General features: G+C 46.1%; 17 protein-coding genes. 5 read left to right on the top strand and 12 right to left on the bottom strand.

Translation table 11 applies throughout. The features are described from left to right. Window positions 1–10 precede the first annotated feature (10 nt). The 9 genes from infB to AC56AD_RS01905 form a co-directional block, all read right to left on the bottom strand. Entirely contained in the window at window positions 11–2971 is a 2961-nt protein-coding gene (gene infB / locus AC56AD_RS01945; protein WP_012507222.1) for a translation initiation factor IF-2, read from the bottom strand. Window positions 2972–3033: 62 nt separating this feature from the next. Continuing rightward, on the bottom strand, window positions 3034–4578 hold the full coding sequence (gene nusA / locus AC56AD_RS01940) for a transcription termination factor NusA (RefSeq protein ID WP_012507221.1): 1545 nt from the start codon (window positions 4576–4578) through the stop codon (window positions 3034–3036). A gap of 58 nt (window positions 4579–4636) precedes the next feature. Beyond that, window positions 4637–5158: a ribosome maturation factor RimP gene (gene rimP, locus AC56AD_RS01935; protein WP_012507220.1), complete on the bottom strand. Its 522-nt coding sequence runs from the start codon at window positions 5156–5158 to the stop codon at window positions 4637–4639. A 129-nt stretch (window positions 5159–5287) separates the two neighbouring features. After that, window positions 5288–5491 (bottom strand): hypothetical protein, encoded by a 204-nt coding sequence (locus tag AC56AD_RS01930; RefSeq protein ID WP_012507219.1) that lies wholly within the window; start codon window positions 5489–5491, stop codon window positions 5288–5290. A 128-nt stretch (window positions 5492–5619) separates the two neighbouring features. Then, window positions 5620–5871 (bottom strand): glutaredoxin family protein, encoded by a 252-nt coding sequence (locus AC56AD_RS01925; RefSeq protein WP_012507218.1) that lies wholly within the window; start codon window positions 5869–5871, stop codon window positions 5620–5622. After that, the gene (hisS, locus tag AC56AD_RS01920; RefSeq protein WP_012507217.1) at window positions 5871–7160 is read right to left on the bottom strand and encodes a histidine--tRNA ligase; all 1290 of its coding nucleotides are present in this window, start codon (window positions 7158–7160) and stop codon (window positions 5871–5873) included. The genes AC56AD_RS01925 and hisS overlap by 1 nt, the downstream gene beginning before the upstream one ends. Before the next feature lie 31 nt (window positions 7161–7191). Further along, window positions 7192–7662, bottom strand: a complete 471-nt coding sequence (locus AC56AD_RS01915; RefSeq protein WP_012507216.1) for a PTS sugar transporter subunit IIA — start codon at window positions 7660–7662, stop codon at window positions 7192–7194. 126 nt (window positions 7663–7788) lie between these two features. Further along, a complete protein-coding gene (locus tag AC56AD_RS01910) occupies window positions 7789–8610 on the bottom strand; it encodes a phosphatidate cytidylyltransferase (RefSeq protein ID WP_012507215.1) in 822 nt (273 codons plus the stop codon). Between the two features lie 27 nt (window positions 8611–8637). After that, complete coding sequence (locus tag AC56AD_RS01905; protein ID WP_012507214.1) at window positions 8638–9603, bottom strand: CPBP family glutamic-type intramembrane protease; 966 nt, start codon at window positions 9601–9603, stop codon at window positions 8638–8640. 181 nt (window positions 9604–9784) lie between these two features. On the opposite strand from AC56AD_RS01905, the gene AC56AD_RS01900 reads away from it, so the two are divergent. The 5 genes from AC56AD_RS01900 (at window position 9785) to AC56AD_RS01880 (ending at window position 14767) form a co-directional block, all read left to right on the top strand. Further along, window positions 9785–10864 (top strand): glycosyltransferase, encoded by a 1080-nt coding sequence (locus tag AC56AD_RS01900; protein ID WP_012507213.1) that lies wholly within the window; start codon window positions 9785–9787, stop codon window positions 10862–10864. A gap of 169 nt (window positions 10865–11033) precedes the next feature. Continuing rightward, a complete protein-coding gene (locus tag AC56AD_RS01895) occupies window positions 11034–12086 on the top strand; it encodes a glycosyltransferase (RefSeq protein WP_012507212.1) in 1053 nt (350 codons plus the stop codon). Window positions 12087–12154: 68 nt separating this feature from the next. After that, on the top strand, window positions 12155–13249 hold the full coding sequence (locus tag AC56AD_RS01890; protein ID WP_012507211.1) for a glycosyltransferase: 1095 nt from the start codon (window positions 12155–12157) through the stop codon (window positions 13247–13249). Further along, window positions 13246–14298 (top strand): glycosyltransferase family 9 protein, encoded by a 1053-nt coding sequence (locus tag AC56AD_RS01885; protein WP_012507210.1) that lies wholly within the window; start codon window positions 13246–13248, stop codon window positions 14296–14298. The genes AC56AD_RS01890 and AC56AD_RS01885 overlap by 4 nt, the downstream gene beginning before the upstream one ends. A 145-nt stretch (window positions 14299–14443) precedes the next feature. Continuing rightward, window positions 14444–14767 carry a glucosamine inositolphosphorylceramide transferase family protein gene (locus AC56AD_RS01880; protein WP_041526385.1) on the top strand — a complete coding sequence of 108 codons (324 nt, stop codon included), beginning with the start codon at window positions 14444–14446 and terminating at the stop codon, window positions 14765–14767. 9 nt (window positions 14768–14776) lie between these two features. Here AC56AD_RS01880 and AC56AD_RS01875 read toward each other — a convergent pair whose 3' ends face one another. The 3 genes from AC56AD_RS01875 to AC56AD_RS01865 all read right to left on the bottom strand — a co-directional run bounded on the left by AC56AD_RS01875 (window position 14777) and on the right by AC56AD_RS01865 (window position 19065). Further along, complete coding sequence (locus tag AC56AD_RS01875) at window positions 14777–15811, bottom strand: glycosyltransferase (RefSeq protein WP_041526624.1); 1035 nt, start codon at window positions 15809–15811, stop codon at window positions 14777–14779. A gap of 336 nt (window positions 15812–16147) precedes the next feature. Continuing rightward, window positions 16148–17137 (bottom strand): glycosyltransferase, encoded by a 990-nt coding sequence (locus AC56AD_RS01870; protein ID WP_012507207.1) that lies wholly within the window; start codon window positions 17135–17137, stop codon window positions 16148–16150. A gap of 2 nt (window positions 17138–17139) precedes the next feature. Beyond that, window positions 17140–19065: an ABC transporter ATP-binding protein gene (locus AC56AD_RS01865; protein ID WP_012507206.1), complete on the bottom strand. Its 1926-nt coding sequence runs from the start codon at window positions 19063–19065 to the stop codon at window positions 17140–17142. Window positions 19066–19242 lie beyond the last annotated feature (177 nt).

Here is a 19242-nt window from a genome sequence, read left to right as displayed (position 1 = left end):
AATAAGCGGTTCACAGTTTTCGTTTTTTCTCAACGATTTTATAGGCTTCGACAATGTCGCCAACCTTGATATCATCATAGTTTTTGAGACTCATCCCGCACTCATAGCCAGCATCAACCTCCTTGACATCGTCCTTGAAGCGCTTGAGCGCTGCAAGCTGACCTTCGTAGATCTGGACACCGTCACGAAGCAGGCGAACCTTGGAGTCACGGAACATCTTGCCTTCAAGCATATAGCAGCCGCCGACATTGCCAATCTTTGGAACTTTAAAGATCTGACGGATTTCAAGCGAACCAAGACTCTCTTCATGAAGTTCAGGAGAGAGCATACCTTCAAGCGCCTTCTCGACATCTTCAAGCACATGATAAATAACGCTGTAAAAACGAACATCGAGATCTTCTTTTTCTGCCAGCTTTTTGGCATTGACGTTCGGACGCACTCTGAAACCAATAATAATGGCATCGGAAGCGGCTGCAAGCAGCACGTCGGTTTCGGTAATCTGCCCGACACCCTGGTGGATAATCTGTACCTTGACCTCTTCGTTCTGTATTTTCATAAGTCCGTCAGCCAGAGCCTGAATGGAGCCATCAGTATCGGCTTTGATAATGACGCTCAGCTCTTTCATTAGCCCTTCCTTGATCTGGCGGGCAATACTGTCGAGCTTGACGCGGGTACTGCGGCGGAAGTCATGCTCGCGACGGATAACCTGGCGCTTCTGCGCCAAGTCGCGCGCCTCCCTGTCCGTCACCATAACGGTCAGTGCATCACCAGATTGAGGAAGATCCTCAAACCCAAGAACCCTGACTGGCTGTGAAGGGTTGGCAAAAGGAATTCTCTTGCCGCGCTCATCCATAAGGGCACGAACCTTACCCATGGTATTGCCGGCAACAAAAGGATCGCCGACCTTGAGAATTCCACGCTGTACGAGGACGGTGGAAATAACACCCTTGCCCTTGTCGAGTTCCGATTCGACAATAATACCACTTGCCGGTACCTCTCGTGAATAATTGCCCCTCAGCTCTCGCATTTCGGCTTCAGTCAGCACTTTTTCCATAAGTTCTGCAATGCCGATACCTTTCTTGGCTGATATTTCCTGGCACTGATAGACGCCACCCCACTCTTCAACCAGGACTCCAGCTTCTGACAACTGGGTCTTGATCTTCTCTGGATTGGCTTCGACCTTATCTATTTTATTGAGTGCAACAACAATCGGAACACCCGCCGCTTTGGCGTGATTGATGGCTTCGATCGTCTGAGGCATGACGCTGTCATCTGCTGCAACAACAAGAATAACAATATCGGTTACCTGTGCACCCCTGGCCCGCATTGCAGTAAAGGCTTCATGACCTGGTGTATCAAGGAAGGTTATTTTCCGGTCTCCTTCAACCGTTACTTCGTAGGCCCCAATATGCTGGGTAATTCCACCGGATTCACCGGCAACAACTTTGCTGTTGCGTATATAATCGAGGAGCGAGGTCTTTCCGTGATCAACATGCCCCATGATCGTGACAACAGGTGGACGAGTCTGCATGTCAGCTTCTGCATCCTCGGTCACAATAACCGCAGTGGCCTCAACCTCTGAAATAAATTCGGCTTCAAAACCGAATTCAAGAGCGATCAGTTCAATCGATTCCTTGTCAAGTCGCTGATTGATGGTTACAAATTTGCCCAGCGCGAAACACTTCTGGATAATATCTTTCGCCGTAATACCCATGAGCTCGGCCAATTCATGCGGAGAGGCATACTCGGTAACCCGAACAACCAGCCGCTGTGCCTCACGAAAGGCCTCATCCTCTTCGTGCTCGCGTTCACGCTCGTTACGACGCATCTTGCGGAATTTCTGGCGTGAACCGGTGCTGCTGCGATCATCAATCCCGCTGATCGTTTTCTGAATATTTGCCGAAATGACCTTGTCGTCAACTGCCGGCTTCTTTTTCTTCTTGCCTTTTTTCTTTGCACTCGATGAGCTGTCGGCAACCACTGGCTTTGGTTTGACATCCGCAGCCGCTTTAACAGGAGGCTTTTTGGCAACAACCACTTTCTCCTCTACGCGACTCTCTTCTGCGGGCTTTGGCTCAAATTCATCTTTCAGGGCATCAGCCTGCTCCTGAAAATTCTTTTTACGATTCTTCTTGTGCCTGCCGGCCTGCATGTCAAGAGTACCAAGTACCGTAAGACCTCCCATCATCTGCGGCGCATCAAAGGAGACCAGATGTTCGTTAACCGATGGCTCCTCTTTTTTGGGGGCGGGTTCGGGAAGTGCCGGGATCTCCGGAAGTTCAGGCAACTCAGGAAGTTCCTGCTGCTCTTGAGGTTCAGAAAGCACAGGTGGCTCCGGCAGGAGAGGTGACTCCGAAAGAACCTGGGACTCAGGAAGTACCCTGGACTCAGGAAGTACCTGTGATTCAGGAACTTCAGAAGGCACGGGAAGCTCGATGATCACCGGAGGTACCGGTGCATCAGAAACCGGCGCAAGAGGCTGTTGTTCAATAACGACGGGTTGTTCAATGAGTTCAGTAACTGCAGGAGGAGCATCAGGCTCTTCGGAGGCCGGGGTCTCTGCAACAGGGATTTCCAAAGGCTTCGAAGGGGGCTCCGGAATATTCTCTATGGGTGCGGCAACAATAACCTCTTTTTTGGGTTCATGCACAACAACCAGCGGAGGTGCCGGAGGGCTAAGGGTTTCGCTGAGGTGCTGCTCTTTTTCATATGTTTTTCGCGACTGCTCTTCCAGCCGTGAGAGGCGCTTCTCTTTTTCCGCCCTGATTTTTTTGGTCTCGTCAACCATTTTCTTCTCAACGCTGAAATGGCCAAAAATAAGGCCGTGTATCTCTTCACCGACCATAGAGGATGTAGAGGCTACCCTGCCCCCTTCCTGCTTGACAAAAAGTAATACTTCCTGCGGACTTACCTGCAGTTCTCTTGCTATATCACTTATCCGGTATTTCTTTTCCATGTCCTCAAGGGCCATTACATCCTCCTCTGGATTTAAAAACGCTTTACTCTTTAGCGATGTTCATTCTGTGACGGTTCTCATGATTTTTCAACCGCCAAGTCATCTGTTTCAGGCTCAATTTCATCATCAAACAGAGCCTCCAGATCCGCTTCGGTAAACTGTTCCTTTACGGTTTTATAAATATTTTCAGCAATCTTCTTCCAATAGCGCTTCTCCTCGTCGGTAACTTTCCGCTCCCTCGGTTTTACGCCGGTCTTGTAACTTTTCCCAAAAACTGTCTGCTCTTCGGGTTTGGACGATCCCAAAAGGGAGAGTTCAATTTCATCAACTCCAGCCTTCAGTACCTTTTTGGCAGTGTCGAGACCACCATCAAGAAGCTGGTAAATCATGTCATCACCAAACTCTTCACGGAACTCAATGATATCAATATCGGTAGGATCTTCCGTCGATTTGTCGATCACATCACGATAAACATCGATTTCATAACCCGTCAGTTTTTCAGCCAGATGGATATTGTTCCCATTCTTTCCAATAGCATATTTGATCTGGTCGGGCTTGAGCATTACCCTTGCTTTCCGTGTTTTCACATCGGCATGAACCGTAAGAGGATCAATTTTTGCAGGCTGCATGGCCCTTGAAATATAAATCTGTGGTTCATCGGCATAGTAGATAACATCGATATTTTCGTTGTTCAGCTCTTTGACTATGCTTTGAATACGTTTCCCTCGATATCCGACTGTTGCTCCAACCGGGTCTATCCTTGCACTGGTGGATTCAACTGCAACCTTTGCGCGTTCACCCGGTACCCGTGCAATGGCCTTGATAACAATAAGCCCATCAAGAATTTCCGGAACTTCGTGTTCAAACAGCTTGTATAAAAAACGGTCATCAACTCTCGACACAATGACTTTCATGCCGCCGTCTGCTTTTTCACGTTCAACCATACTGCCATCATCAAGCCGCACTTTTGCTTTCTCACGCTCAATACGCTTGACATAGAGTTTCATCCGCGGGGTTCGACGCGGATTATCTTTTTTCATCATCTCTGACTTCGGCAACACCAGTTCAACGCGATGGTCTTTCGATGTGTTGTAAGTGAAAATAACTTCATTCGCACGAACCTGATAGACCTCACCAGCAACAATCTCACCCACTTTTTCAAGACACTCTTCGTAAACAACAAGCCGTTCAAGGTCACGTACCTTCTTCTGCACTGACTGTTTGATAATCTGAATGGATTTGCGACTCAGATAGTCTTCAAGGCGGATCGGCCCCTCTTCATAATAATCTCCAATTTCAAGGGAGTCGTCAATTTTTCTTACCTCTTTGAGCGTGATCTCGATGCTCTCTATATCTATTTCTTCAACAATTTTTTTCAGAATATAGACTTCGAAATCTCCCCGTTCGGGGTTGATGAAAATGTTGGATTCAACTTCGGGATCATAGTCTTTTCTGAGTTGCTTCTGGATAATATCCTTAAGGAGATCGGCAATATCCATTTTTACAGCCGCACTTTCCGTGCGTTTATCCAGAAAGATCTTGGACTGCTCGATTTCGCCGAAAGCGCTGGCAATCTGCAACCTCCGATCTTGTCCCTCATCTTTTATCTTCTTTCTGACCATCTCTTTCTTGATTGTGCATTTTTAAAAGAATATTTCCACTCGCCCGTATAAACTTCTCTTATAATTCCGCCTCAGGAATCGCACGGATTACCTGATTGAGGTACAATATGACCGCTTCTGTTTTTGGCTGTTGACCTTTCTTTTTTTTCTGTTCCGGCATGATCACAATTTTTGCCCCATGCTCATCCAAAAGCGATACCTCCTGAAGATGACCGACAAGCTCTACAGGATCGCCGTTTGAGTCGGCATAGGTAACCTGCAACAGCTTTCCAACATGCCTTATATACTGACGGGGAATAATGATGGGTTCTCCAAGACCAGGAGAAGAGACCATCAGGTCAAAATTTTCGCCAACAAGCTCAAGAAGATCATCATCACCTTCAATCCGCTCCCTGACTCTTCTGCTGATATATGCACACTGATGGATGCGAATACCATCATCGGCATCCATCAGGATCTCTATCTTCCGACCGCTTCCCTTTCCTTTTACTTTTATATCAATAAGATAAGCCCCTTCACCTCTCGTACCGGCGGACTCTGCCAAAACCTGGGTGACACAATTATTGATGCGCTCTTGCATGAACACCTCATACGAACTTTATATAGAAAACAAAAAAGTGGGGAATTCCCCACTTTAGATAAGATGATTGTACACCTCGTTAAATCAAGTGTGCTATTATACGAAAAAACCTGTCCAAAGCAAAGCTCCTTATTTGGTATCATGCTCTTTATTTTTGAGATCACTTGCTATAACCTCATAATCGGCCTCTTCGATCTGGCGCTTTGAAGATGATGGACGTTCGCTTTGAGTGGAGCTCCCTTTGTTGATAAAAAAGAGTCCTCCACGAAGGATTCGCACAACGGTACGCATCACCAGATAGACAACAATAAGAAGAAGAATGAATTTCAACATCGCATCATTTTTAATTCACATCATTTAACATTCTTTAACCTCAAACCGCCCCTCACCCGGAGAGCGGCTGCCTTACCACTCGCTCCGGCGCACGTTCCCATCAAGGAGAAGGGCGCATGAGCAGAGAGCTAAACGGGGGTCAACAGGAGACGCAATTTTTTTTCGTTAATCCGATACTTAAATACCTGAATACCGTCAACAAAAACAACCGGAATCGTAAGTCCGAACTCTTCGAGTAATTCCGGATTCGTTGAAATATCTATTTTTTGCAGTTCAAACGGCAATGAGGCCTTGACTTTCTGCAAAACCTCCATGGCCTCGTCACAGAGACAACACTCTTTTTTGCCATAAAGTATCACGATGTGGTTCATGATCGTCATCAATCAAGCTGCTCCCCAACCGCCTGTTCACGAAGAAGTTCAAGCACAGCTTCCAGAGTGAGGGTAATTTGCTCTGAGGTTTCGAGATTTTTCAAGGCATAGAGCCCGGTCGTCTCTTCCGTCGTGCCGATAAAGAGCGCATAGGCTGCTTTTATTTTGTTTGCTTCTCTCATCTGCGCCTTCATGCTTCTTGCGGCCAAATCAACTTCTGTCTTGATGCCTGCCTTGCGCAATCGCCAGACAATCTGCAAGGCATTATCGGCCAAATCCTGCTGCTGCACAATAACATAAACAAGTGGACCCTGAGGGGCGAGTGTGGCAAAAAGCCCCTGCTTTTCCATCGTGATCAAAAGTCTCTCCATACCGACAGCAAACCCTGAAGCAGGAACATCCACCGAACTGCCAAGCTCCCGGGCAAGACCGTCATAGCGCCCGCCCCCGCCGATGGCATCCTGCGCACCAAGCTCTGAACTGGTTACTTCGAAGGCAGTATTGCAGTAATAGTCAAGACCCCGAACAAGGCGATAATCGATTTCATAGGCAATATCACGTTCTTCAAGGTAAAAGAGCACCTTCTCAAAATCCTGGAGGGAAGCATCTTTGAGATAATCGTAAAGCCGTGGAGCCCCGGCAACAAGCTCCTGAAGAGCAGGATTTTTTGTATCGAGAATGCGGAGGGGATTTTTTTCAAGTCGCTCTTTCGATGCATCATCGAGAAGCTCATGAAAGGGAGTAAAATAGAGCTGCAGCGCCTCACGGTAACGAAGACGATCTTCGGTGTCGCCAAGACTGTTGATCCTGAGCTTCAGGCTACGCAGACCGAGTGAAGCAAAGAGCTGCATCATAAGGGTGATAACCTCGGCTACCGCAGCGGGAGAGGAGACACCAAGCAGTTCAGCTCCAAACTGTGAGAACTGACGCTGTCGGCCAGCCTGGGGCCTCTCCTTGCGAAAGAGTTCACCGATATAGTACAACTTCTGTACGGGAGCAGAAGAGAGCAGATTGTTCTGCAGAGCCGCCCTCATCACTCCGGCGGTCATCTCTGGTCGCAGCGTCAATGAACGCCCTTTCGGATCGGGCAGAAAAGAGAACATCTCCTTGCCAACAATGTCCGTAGTCGAACCAATCCCTCTCTGAAACAATTCGGTATATTCAAAAACAGGAGTCCTTATTTCACTGAAGCCATAAAGGGAGGCTATTGCATGAACTACTCCTTCTACATATTTCCATCGGGCTGCCTCTTCCGGAAAAATATCCCTTGTGCCCTTTACTGCCTGATACTGCGGCATAACTGTAATAATCCCCTGCTGGTAAAAATGTTTAGATCTGTGGGAAGTCTTTTTCCTCTTCCCTGAAAAGCTCAATAACCTCGCCTGCTGATCTGGCAAGCACAAGCCTCTTGCGCACATCATCCCGACCTGCAAGCCTTGTAATGCGTCCGAGCAGCTTCAAGTGTTCCGCAAGCATATCTTCAGGTGTTGCAAGAAGAAAGACAATACGAACCGGCTCATTATCAATCGAATCAAAATTGATTGCGCGGCTGAGCGTGGCGAACGCCATAACTGGCTGGGTCACTCCGGAACTTTTTGCGTGAGGCAAGGCTAACGTTTTGCCGATACCGGTCGACATCTCCTGTTCGCGCTTGAGAACATCCTCGCGAAGCTTTCCAATATCGACCACACCGGGATGATCGGTCACAATGGAGAGCATTTTTTCAATCACCTGACTTTTTAAGGCAAGTTCAAGATTCAAAACGACATACTTTTCGGAAAGAAGGCCTTCAATTTTCATTATATGACAACCTCTTGCGGTTAAAACTTCTGCCTGTTAAAAGATGCTCTCTGCCCACAAACTGAGCTGATAATATAAAAAACATTTAGTATCCGTACCGTCCACGAAGGCGCTCTTTGTGGCAATTCAGAGATGCATGGTGATGAAATAGATAAATGGCGACACAAACATGATTGTGTCAAACCGATCCAGCACTCCCCCATGACCTGGAATCAGGCCGGAAGAGTCTTTTACCCCGGCATCTCTTTTGAACATTGATTCAATGAGATCGCCTGCCGGACTCGCAAGCCCGATCAGCAATCCTGTCAATAATGCTGTCGATACTGGCAGTTGTGGGATAAAGCTTCCATAAATCATTGCTGCAGCAACGCTCCCTGCAAGACCGGACAAAAAGCCCTCCCATGTTTTATGGGGACTCAGACGCTCGAACAATTTTCTGTGAATAAATTTGCCTCCCAGAGAGCTTCCACCGAAGTAGGCAAAAATATCGGCTGACCAGACACAAAAAAACATGAGAAAGACCATTATTTCTCCCTTGCCATCAGCAGCATCAAGACGAAGCCGCAGCAGGGAGCCAAAAGAGAGATTGACATAGAGAAGGCCAGGCAGGATGGCCCCTAAATTAAGCAGCGGAGAACCCTCTTTCAAAAAAAGCTCCATGACCAGAAGGGAGAGCACAACTGCAAGCATAAGCTCCCAAACCTCCGCCCAATGCAGATAGAAATTCGCCTGAAACAGTGCCGTTATCAGTAATACAATCCAGAGGGCTGGCGGGTGAGCCTTATGCAGGGCAAGGCGATGAAACTCAAAAACAGCAAGCAGCGCTAATAGAGAGAAGAACAGAAAAAACCAGAGTCCGCCAAGCTGGATGAGCCACAACAGCAGGGGGATACCTGCAAGAGCCACGACGATCCTTTGGAGCAAATTAACACTTAAAAGTTTACCCATATATCCTGTATTAAAAACTGACCCGTATCAATGGAAAACACCTGCCCGCACAACTCCATCTCGTGAAGAGAAATCAGCAAACAACCGCCAAAGAACCAGAACAAAAAGAAATAGACTTCCCGCAACAACCAGCCACCACCATGGCGAAAAAATAAGGGCCGCCGACCCCGTGATTCCGGCAGAACGGCTCCCTTCGAAAAAGACAAGAAGAAGAAGCGCAGCAAGATTGTTCGAAAAATGAACAAAGAAAGGAATCACCAGGTTGCCCGTCAACGAGTAAATATAGCCAATATACCACCCAAGCAAAACAAGGGGCAGAAGATTTGCCGCACTCAGGTGAAAGAGCGCAAAAATACAACCCGTCAGCAGTACCGCACTGCCAGAAGACATTGATCGTGTATAGTTCTGCTGGATATAACCCCTGAACAGCAGCTCTTCACAAACTGCCGGGGTAAAGGCAAGGACAAAGGCGACCAGAAACAGTTCCGGAATAGTGCGAACCAGTGCAAGCTCCTTGATGAACGAGTCCATCAGATCACGCTGACGAACCACCTCTCTTCCAGCAGCTCCAAGAGCTGTCCAGAGATAGAGATCCTGCAGTGCGATAAGGGTATACAACAGTGGCTGCAGCAAAAAAATACCGCCAACCGCCAATGCTGTTACACTAAAGTCAACACTTTTACCTATTCCTAAAAAAGCAAAACCTTCACGGGAAAAGGGATTTTTACGGCCTGTATGCCATGCGGAAAGCAGAAGCACAGGCAGGGCAAGCACAAGAAGCTGTCCGACAACCTGAACCAGACGAATGAGAGGAAGCATACCCCTCTCGATGGGTAACAAGGAAAAGGTCGCCTCGCGCCCGCTGCCAACAAAAGAAAAAAGCAAGACACCGGCAAGAGGATAGAGCAGCATGACGACGATCAAAAAAAGGGTATTGGCAAAAAAGGAGGGCCGCCGCGCCGCAAATGGGTCAGAAGAGAAAAAAGTCTGCATTGATAATCCGTTACAATGAATTCCTTGAGAATTTGATACCTTGTCCTCCTGAACCCTCTGACATTCAGGTTCTATCAACAGATAGGCATTGGACAGTTGAAAAACAAGCAAAAACTTTTGTTTAACCGGGTGCCTCTGCCGAATAGCGGGTATTGCAGATATTGCTCTGGACCAACACCATATGAACATTCTTTTTATGAACTCCGCCCGGACTTGGGGTGGAACTGAAAAATGGACACACATGGCGGCTGAAGCCATTTCAAAAAAACATAAAACCTTTTTGGTCTACCGTCGCAATATTGTTGGGGAGCGCTTCACCATTCCCGGATTCCGTCTTCCCTGCCTGAGTCATATCGACCTCTATACCGTTGTTCGCCTTGTGCATATCATCCAAAAAAAACAGATTGATATCATCATCCCGACCAAACGCAAAGACTACTTGATGGCGGGTCTTGCAGGAAAAATAACCGGTAAATCCGTTATTCTGCGACTCGGTGCCGACAGAAAACTGCTCTGGCCCTGGCAGCGGTTCATGTATCACACCCTCACCGACGGAATCATCGTCAATGCAAAAAAAATCAAAGAGACATTGCTTGAAACCGGCTATATCCCACAGGAAAAAATCAGGGTTATTTACAACGGCCTTGATACTGCGGAAATTGAAGGTCGCATTCTTGAACCGATCAACAAACCATTCCCTTTCGTTATCAGTGCGTTGGGCAGGATAACCCGCAACAAGGGTTTTGATTTTCTGATCCGCTCGTTTGCACGTTTTCTTGCCTTATCAGGAGCTAAAAATGCGGGACTGGTTATTATTGGCGAAGGTACTGACAGGCAGGAATTTGAGATACTTACTGAAAACCTCGGTATAACAGACAAGGTTCTCTTTACCGGTTTTTTACAGAATCCATTTCCTTTGATCGCGATAAGTGACATTTTTGCAATGGTGTCAACTAATGAAGGTCTATCAAATGCCCTGCTTGAAGCTATGTATCTCTGCTGTCCTCCTCTGAGTACTTATGCCGGAGGTGTCCGCGAAGTCATCACTGATAACAAAAATGGGTTTCTTTTCGATTATGGCGACGAAGAGGCACTGGCAACACTCCTGCTACAGCTTTACCGTGACGAAAGGCAGAGAATACAGCTCGGCAAGAATGCCAGAGAAACCGTCCTGCGTAAATTCTCAATTCCAGTCATGACTCAAGAAATCATGCAATTCTGCCGGGAAACCATTGAGCGCCATCCGGGAAAAGATGGCTAACTATGCGCGTGATATTCTCTTTATCATAAGAGGAAATAACAGAGCAAATCGCAGCTTAAAGAGGAACACAATCTTTTGTTAAAAAAAATTATTTTATTGCCTGAAAAAAAAATCAGGCAGATCAAAGATATACTCCAAAGCGACAGAGTAACCCAAGTAAACTGAATTTATGAACATTCTCTTCACCTGTTCGGCAAGAAAATGGGGCGGTAATGAGGCTTGGGTTTTACATGCGGCTGATGTCATGGCAAAAAAACACCATTGCTTGTTAGCGTACCGTAAAGATGAGATAGGAGAGCGCTTCAACATAAAAAAATTCCAACTGCCCTTTCACCATGAAGCGGACCTTTATACCCTTGCAAGACTGGTAAGCATTATCAAGGAACATCATATCGATATTGTTGTTCCCACCAAACGGAAAGATTATTTCCTTGCTGGAATTGCCTGCAAATTGACCAAAGCAAAAAACATCCTGATTCTCGGCATTGTTCGCGATTTAAAAAACAAAGGAATTAATGAGCTGGTCTATCACAGACTTGCCGACGGCATTATGGTTAATGCACATATGATCAAGGATGTCTTGCTGCAGTCATCCTATATGAAGTCAAAGAACATTGCGGTCATTCCAAACGGTCTTTTCATCGACGTCAATAAGATAGAGGCAATAGAGAAAAAATTTGATTTTACCATCACCTCCCTGGGTGAATTATCAGAAAGAAAAGGGTTTGATTTTCTCATTACAGGGTTTGCACTCTTTGTCTCTCAAAATAGCATTGATAACGCAGGTCTGATCATTATCGGCACAGGCGGGCAACTTGATGCATTGAAAGAGCTCACGCGTTCGCTCAATATTGAGCGGCTCGTTACATTTACCGGTTTCATAAAAAATCCTTATCCCTATCTCGCAACGAGTGATATCTTTGCTCTGACCTCCAGGAATGAAGGTATTCCCTACGCCACACTTGAAGCGGCATTGCTTGACAATGCCATTATTACCACGAGGGCCGGAGGAGTGGAGGAGGTGTTAACTCATAATCAGCATTGCCTTTTCGTCGAATATGGAGAAGAACAGTCTCTGGCTGATCACCTCATGCATCTGTACAGAGATGTGCCATTCAGAAAAAAAATAGCGTGCGAAGCCAAATCTGTTGCTGTCGAACAATTTTCGCTTGAAAAAATGGAAAAAGAGATGATTGAGTTTTTCAGGTTTGTACAGCAGTAACTGACTACCAACCCGTTCAAACAAGTAAGCAGACAACAATCAACATCTGTCAGCATGAAACACTCAGTATGAATATTCTTTTCATCAATTCCATTGGCCGCGAAAAATTCGGTGGTGGCGAAAAATGGATGGTCAATGCCGCGAAAGGACTTGCGGAAAGGGGGCACCACGTTACTCTCGGAAGTAAAAAAAACTCCAAAACACTTAATTATGCCGCATCACAGGGTGTTGAAACAACTGTTTTCGAGATTCGAGGTGATTTCAGTCCTCTGAACACACTGAAAATTGCCGCGTTCCTGAAAGTCCATGCCATTGACCTCATCATCTGCAATCTCAACAAAGATGTGCGAGTTGCCGGGCTTGCGGCCAGGCTTTACGGCAAGACAACGGTTCTCGCCCGCCACGGAATGCTACTCTGCAGCAAAAAACGGAAGCATGAATTCACTCTGACAAAGCTTGCTGATGGCATCATCACCAACAGCACAACCATCCGTGAAGCTTACCATAATTATGGCTGGTTCGATGACCAGTTTGTAAAAGTCATCTACAACGGCCTTATCATTCCGCCCCATGTTTGTGCTTATGACTTTTCAAATTGCTATCCCGATAAAAAAATCATCTACAGTGCTGGAAGGCTCTCTGAACAAAAGGGGTTCAGTTACCTGATTGAGGCGGCAGCAATCCTGAAAAAAACAAGAAATGACCTTATCTTTACCATTTCAGGTGAGGGAAAACTGGAAACGGAACTGAAAAAGCAGGTTACGGATATCGGCCTTGAGGATTCATTCATCTTTCTTGGATATGCTGACGATATTTACCCCTATCTTAAGGGGTGCGATCTGTTTGTTCTCGCCTCGCTCTTTGAGGGGATGCCCAATGTCGTCATGGAAGCAATGGCCATGAAGAAGCCTGTTATCGCTACAGATGTCAATGGAGCGAGGGAACTGATGGATGAGGGGAGGACGGGTCTTATCGTTCCACCAAAAGATCCTGAAGCTCTTGCCTCGGCAATAACCAGCATCATTGATAATCCCGTGAAGCTTGCAGAATTCGGCAGAGCTGGATATGAAAGGGTAAACAGGGAGTTCACCATGGCCGCAATGCTCAACAACCTGGAACAACACCTGCAGCAAAAAATCATCGAAAAGAAAAGCCGTCTGTGAAGCAAAGGAAGAAGAAGAAGAAAAGAGTACTCCGGCAGGTATTTGCCCGATTCCTGCAGCTCACTGCTCCCAAGAGAACATCCGGCATCCCCTTTACCGGTAAGCTTCGCTCTATTGCGATTCTGGCACAGGAAAAACTTGGTGACTCAGTTTTACTCACCCCACTCCTGAAAAACCTCCGGATACAATATCCAAAACTTGCTATCCATATCATTACCTTCAGCCAGAGCTCATTCGACTTTTTCTGCTGCGATCCAAATGTCACAGCCGTTCATCAGGTTAAAAAAAACCCACTCAACTATTTCAAAGAGGTGTTGACGCACAGGTTCGATCTCCTCTTCAATACCAAAGACCATCCTTCAACCCATTTTCTGCTGCAATCGGCCCTGATCAGAGCCCGTTACAAGGTCGGACATGCCTGCGAGTTCCATGAGGGACTTTTTGACCACCTTATTGCCATACCGTTTCACTCCCACATGGCAATGAAAAACTGTGCCTTGCTGACCCTCTTTGGCTCTCACCCTCCGAACGATCAATGCCGTCCCTCACTGCCACCAATGCCGGTTTCGGATGCAATCGTAATGTTTCTTCAAAAAATCGCTGTAAAAACAATCATCGGAATCAACCTCAGCGCAGGTGAAATGAACCGGCAATGGCTGGAGAAAAGTTGGGAAGAGCTGCTTCAACTATACTCTGATGAGACCTTTATTGTCTTAAGCGGTCCGGAAGGGCGTGAAGAAAAACAACGAATCGAAACACGATTCAGCAATGTTCTTGCCTCGCCCTCCACACAAAATATCTATGAGGCAGGGCTGATCATTGCTACAGTCAAGCTCCTCATCACTCCTGACACTTCACTGATTCATGTCGCTTCCTGTTATGACATCCCTGTAATAGGGCTCTATCGCGAAGCTCCGCAGGATCTTTCACGTTTCGGACCGTTATTCATCCCTTTTGAACTCATCATTTCGGCTACCGGTGAGGTCAGTGATATTTCGGTCACTGCAGTTGCTGAAAAAGTACAATTGCTCGCCAAAAAGGTCGAGTGAAAAACAAATGCCTTGCCACATCAATGGTATGGTGATGATAAAAAAACATAAACGCCAGACAAGATATTTTTTGCCCTCACGTTACAGCTTTTCTCTGTAACAAGAAGAGTATCCGTCCGTATTTTTGGATGATTGCAACATGTACATGATCCCTGAATGTGCAAAATCCCGTCAAATAAAACTCTACAAGGCAGCTCCATTTCCAGGGAAGTGGGAGCAATGTGCCACACTCATCAAAAGTAATAAACGCTACCCTCCTCTGCTGGATCCCTCTATCGTACTTCACGACGGACGGTGGTATCTCTTCAGCTTTGCGCGCAAACTGCAGAACCTGCACCTCTTTTCATCCGATACGCTCTATGGCCCATGGACAGAGCACCCGAAAAGCCCGGTTATCAGAGCTACCACGAAGAAAAGGCTTCCGATGACCCTGTCATTCAGCCAGGGCAAGAGCATTGGAATCGTTTAAACCAACAGCTCAGTGTTGTTGCGTCTGGTTGAAATGGCGATGCAGCAGATCAGCCATCTGCTCCTGCACCTTTTGCCGCTCGTAGGTTTGCAGAAAATGTTTGCAGCTCTCCTTACCCATTGCACGACGTCGATCCGGGCTTGTCACCAACGACTCGAACGCAGCAAGCCACTCCGCAGAGGATGAGGCAAGGTAGCCGCTGACACCATCAATTACGGCAGCACGGTTAGCCCCGACAGCCGATGCAATCACCGGTTTGCCATGAGCCATGTACTGCAAGAGCTTGAAAGCACATTTCCCCCGGCTCCATTCATCATCAACCAGCGGCATCATACCGATATCAATAGATTCTAACCACTCCACTTCTGCCTCCTTCGACCAGGAAACAAAATTCCAGCAGGTTTTCAGCCCTTCGGGAGGTTTGCCACTCATCACTGAAAACCGGACTGCCGGATAACGAGCCTGCAACGAAGAGGCAGCGTCATCAATAAGCGAAAGAAAAAAGAGATTCAGGTTATTGCCGATCCAGCCAAAAGTAACCCTGTCGTCAGAACAGGAAACGCGCACCGGAAGTTCAGGCACTTTGCTGAATGCCGTTGGGACAAGAAAAGTACCATCAGGATTAAACTGTCGGGCATAATTGACGAGCGCATCACTTCCAGCAAACACCATCGAGGTTCGCTTCAACAGGCTATTGAGGCGACTAATGGATTGTTTCGAACCAGGTTTTGTCGGCTTCTTCGGTAACCCATCTATGTAGCTCTCCCTCGCATACAACGCATCATCATAGTCATACAGAAGTCGTGACCGTCTCGCTATAAGTGTAATAAAAAAAAGAGCCAGCAGCTTTCTTTGAAGCCAGACATAATCATACTTTTTACTCCCAAGCGCAAGGCGCAGCTTTTCAGGATAGCTTTTTCCGGTAATACGCACTGTATGCATCTCAATACCATACTCCTCCCAGAACGGAAGAAACTGCTCAACCCGGTAGCGATAACTCGCCTGATCTTCCGCAACATGCAAACAAAGAATCTTTAATGCCATAACAAACAACATAAGGTAATACCGAGTGTTCAGCGACAATCCACTTTCCCTGGCCGGATTATTTCCCGCCGCTGAGCCTCCTTGACTGATAAAAAAAAGCAAATAGCCGCTGACCGGCATGCAGACCACTATACGTATCCTTTTTTCAGGATGTTAATGGCTCAAAACCGATTTTCTGACCACACATTATCTGATACGTAATTCTGAATAATAAACGCTTTTTAACTGAGTTTAATAAGTATTCAGATCCATGGGCAATCCATAAACGATACCATTAAAATTTACCGGGACTGATTCAACATATGGGAGGAGAACGGAGATGTTTTCAAAAACTTTTCAGAGCATAAAATAAGAAACAACATACCTTCTTGCACTTTTCAGAGCAATTTTACGGACACGGTCTGAATATGCCCTGTGAAGTTCAATTCCAACGCCCCTGAAATTGTATTTATGCCGTAACAGCCGGAAAAGATGAATTATCACCAATGCTCTGAACCGCCTGTATTCTCTTTGTTTATAGAGCAGGTTAACCCTTTCCAACAAGTCAATGAGCAGATTTGTAGCAAGTATCCTTCGAATCACATCATCTGCCACGGTTTTGAGAAGCTTTTTCTCTACCCGACATTTTGAGCACATCATGACATTCAACTTATTAGATTCATTCGCATCATGACTTCTCCAGACTGAGAGCGGCTTCTCGCGATAGCAGTAGAGAGAAAAGCCAGCAAGAACTATTCTCAGATACAGATCCCATTCATCATGAGGTTGAGTCCACGGATCAAACCCTCCTGCTTTTTCAAACACAGCGCGATGTATCAACGGCGTTGATGAATAGATGAAATTTCCTTCAAAAAGACTCAGTAAAACATTTTCCTGACTCGTCTTCCATCGATACTCATCAGACTTTCGTCTTGATATTTTGTTCTGCACGCTGCCATTAGCAACGACAATATCAACCGGTGAAGTTACCATACAGGGCTCTCCGGGTACCGGAATCATGGCCATCTGCTCACACAACTTGTCAGGATACCAGTAATCATCCTGATCGAGAAGAGCAATGTACTCTCCCCTGCATTGCTCAAGAGCAAAGTTGCGGGCAGCAGCCACCCCTTCATTCTGTTTTGAAAACACCCTGATTCGCTCGTCATCCGGCAGAATACTCCTGAATGTTTCACTGCCTCCGTCATTGACCAGCACAAGCTCCTGCACGGGAAAGATCTGGGAGAGTACCGACGCAACCGCTTGCTTAAAATAAAACAGGTCAGGGTTATAGACCGCAATAATCGCTGAAACCGATAAACTGTTATTATATAAACTTGCAGCCATATTCAGGATACAGGTAATGATGCCCCGTTTTCCACCACCTTTCCTGAAAACTGAATTTCATAAAGGTGCTTGTATAAGCCATTAATCTGAAGAAGTTCTTCGTGATTACCCGACTCAGCAGCCCGGCCCCGATCCATAACAATAATTCTATCGGCATTCCTGATAGTAGAGAGCCGATGTGCCACAACAAGCGCGGTACGATTTTCAAGAGCATGATCAATCGCCTGTTGTACCACCTTCTCAGATTCATTATCAAGAGCACTTGTTGCCTCATCAAAAATCAACAGTTCGGGATTTTTTACCATGGCACGAGCGATAGCAAGCCGCTGACGCTGTCCGCCTGACAACTGTACCCCCCTGTCGCCTATTAACGTATCATACTGCTCCGGCTTTTCTTCAATAAACTGATTGGCATTCGCCATTTTTGCCGCAACAATAACCCTCTCCAGACCAACCTCATCATGAGTGCCATAAGCGATATTAGCCTTGATTGTGTCGTTGAACAAAATTACCTCCTGACTGACAACACCGATCATTCTGCGCAATTGCTTAAAATCATATTCCCGAATATCAATCCCATCTATAGTTATCCTGCCTGAATCAACATCGTAAAAGCGCAGAAGCAGATCAACTGCCGTAGACTTTCCAGATCCGGATTGACCTACAAGTGCCACCATCTCACCTTTATTGAGCTCGAAGGAGACATGGTCAAGTACATTCGGAGCATCAGAATCCTTGGCATATTTAAAACAGACATCCTCAAACCTGATATCATGCTCAAAGCCTTTAATTGCACGTGTACCATTTTTTATATCAGGAACCGTATCCAGCAGCTCAAATAAACGCTCTGCAGAGATCATACCAAGGGCCATCTGGGTATTGACATCACCAAACATCTTGATTGGCCCCATTGTTGAATAGAGGGTAAAAGCGAACAAAATAAGTTCTGATGAGGTCATCCTTCCCTCAAATACCTGCAGCCCGCCAAACCAGAGAACAAGAGCTATTGCTGCAACAAGCAGTGTTTCATTCAGCGGCCCAATTATATTGCGCAATCGTGCAATCCGAATATCAAGATTCCGAAATCCACGGGTAAACGCTTGAAAACGTTCAAGTTCTACATTTTCGAATGCACTCGACTTGATAACCTTGATACCGCTGAATTTTTCCTGTAAAACGGAGTTCATATCCCCCATCGTATTACGGAAACTGGTGGCAAGACCCTTGACCTGCTTGCCAATAGTACGTATAACAAAAAATATCATCAGTGACGTCAAGGATGCAAAAAGCGTAAGCTTCCAGCTCAGCACAACAAGAACAGTGACGTATACAAATACTGAAAAAGGATTCTGAAGAAAATTGACGAAAGTTGAGCTTACAGTATTGTTAACGGCCTGCACATCGTTGTAGACCAGGTTCATCAAGTTACCAACCCGATTTTTGTTGAAATAATCGAGGTGCATCTCAATGATGTTACTGAACACATCATCACGGAGTTTTTTTGCTGTCTTGGTCTGAATCCTGAAAATGATCTGACCGTTCAGATAGACAAAGAGATTCTTGACAGCAAACGATGCAATCAGAAAAAGGCAGATATTGAGAAGCGTACGTTCTTTAGTCTCTGCATGAAATATCTCTTCGAAATTCTCGGTAACCGAAGCTTTAAGTTTTTCTGTATCAATACCCTGGAATGCACCCAAACCGGAGCTTTCTTTTTTTTCCACTCTCTTTTCCCCTGGAGCCTTTGCCTCCAAATGCACTGGAGCATCAATGGTGCTTTCAGCAGTAAAGACGGCATTCAAAAGAGGAAGCACTGAATAGATTGAAACCACACCAAGCAGAGAAGACATGATACTGACGACGACGACAAGTACTATCTTCCCCTTGGAAGGCAGGAGGTAACGAACAAGCCTTATAAATAATTTCATACAATAGTTATCTGTTCACGAACAATCTCTTGGCCTCAATCTACGGTTTCACCTCCATCTTTACAAAGAAGAGGTAAAAAAGAAGATGGGTCAAAATAATATTCCACAAATGACCAAAACAGTCACTCTCGGCCGCTGTTTTGGCACATCTTGTTTGTCATATAAAGAGAAGGGAGA

It is taken from the genome of Pelodictyon clathratiforme, from assembly GCF_982375515.1.
Note: the sequence above shows the minus strand (reverse complement) of the source record. Positions and strands in the feature narration are given on the sequence as shown.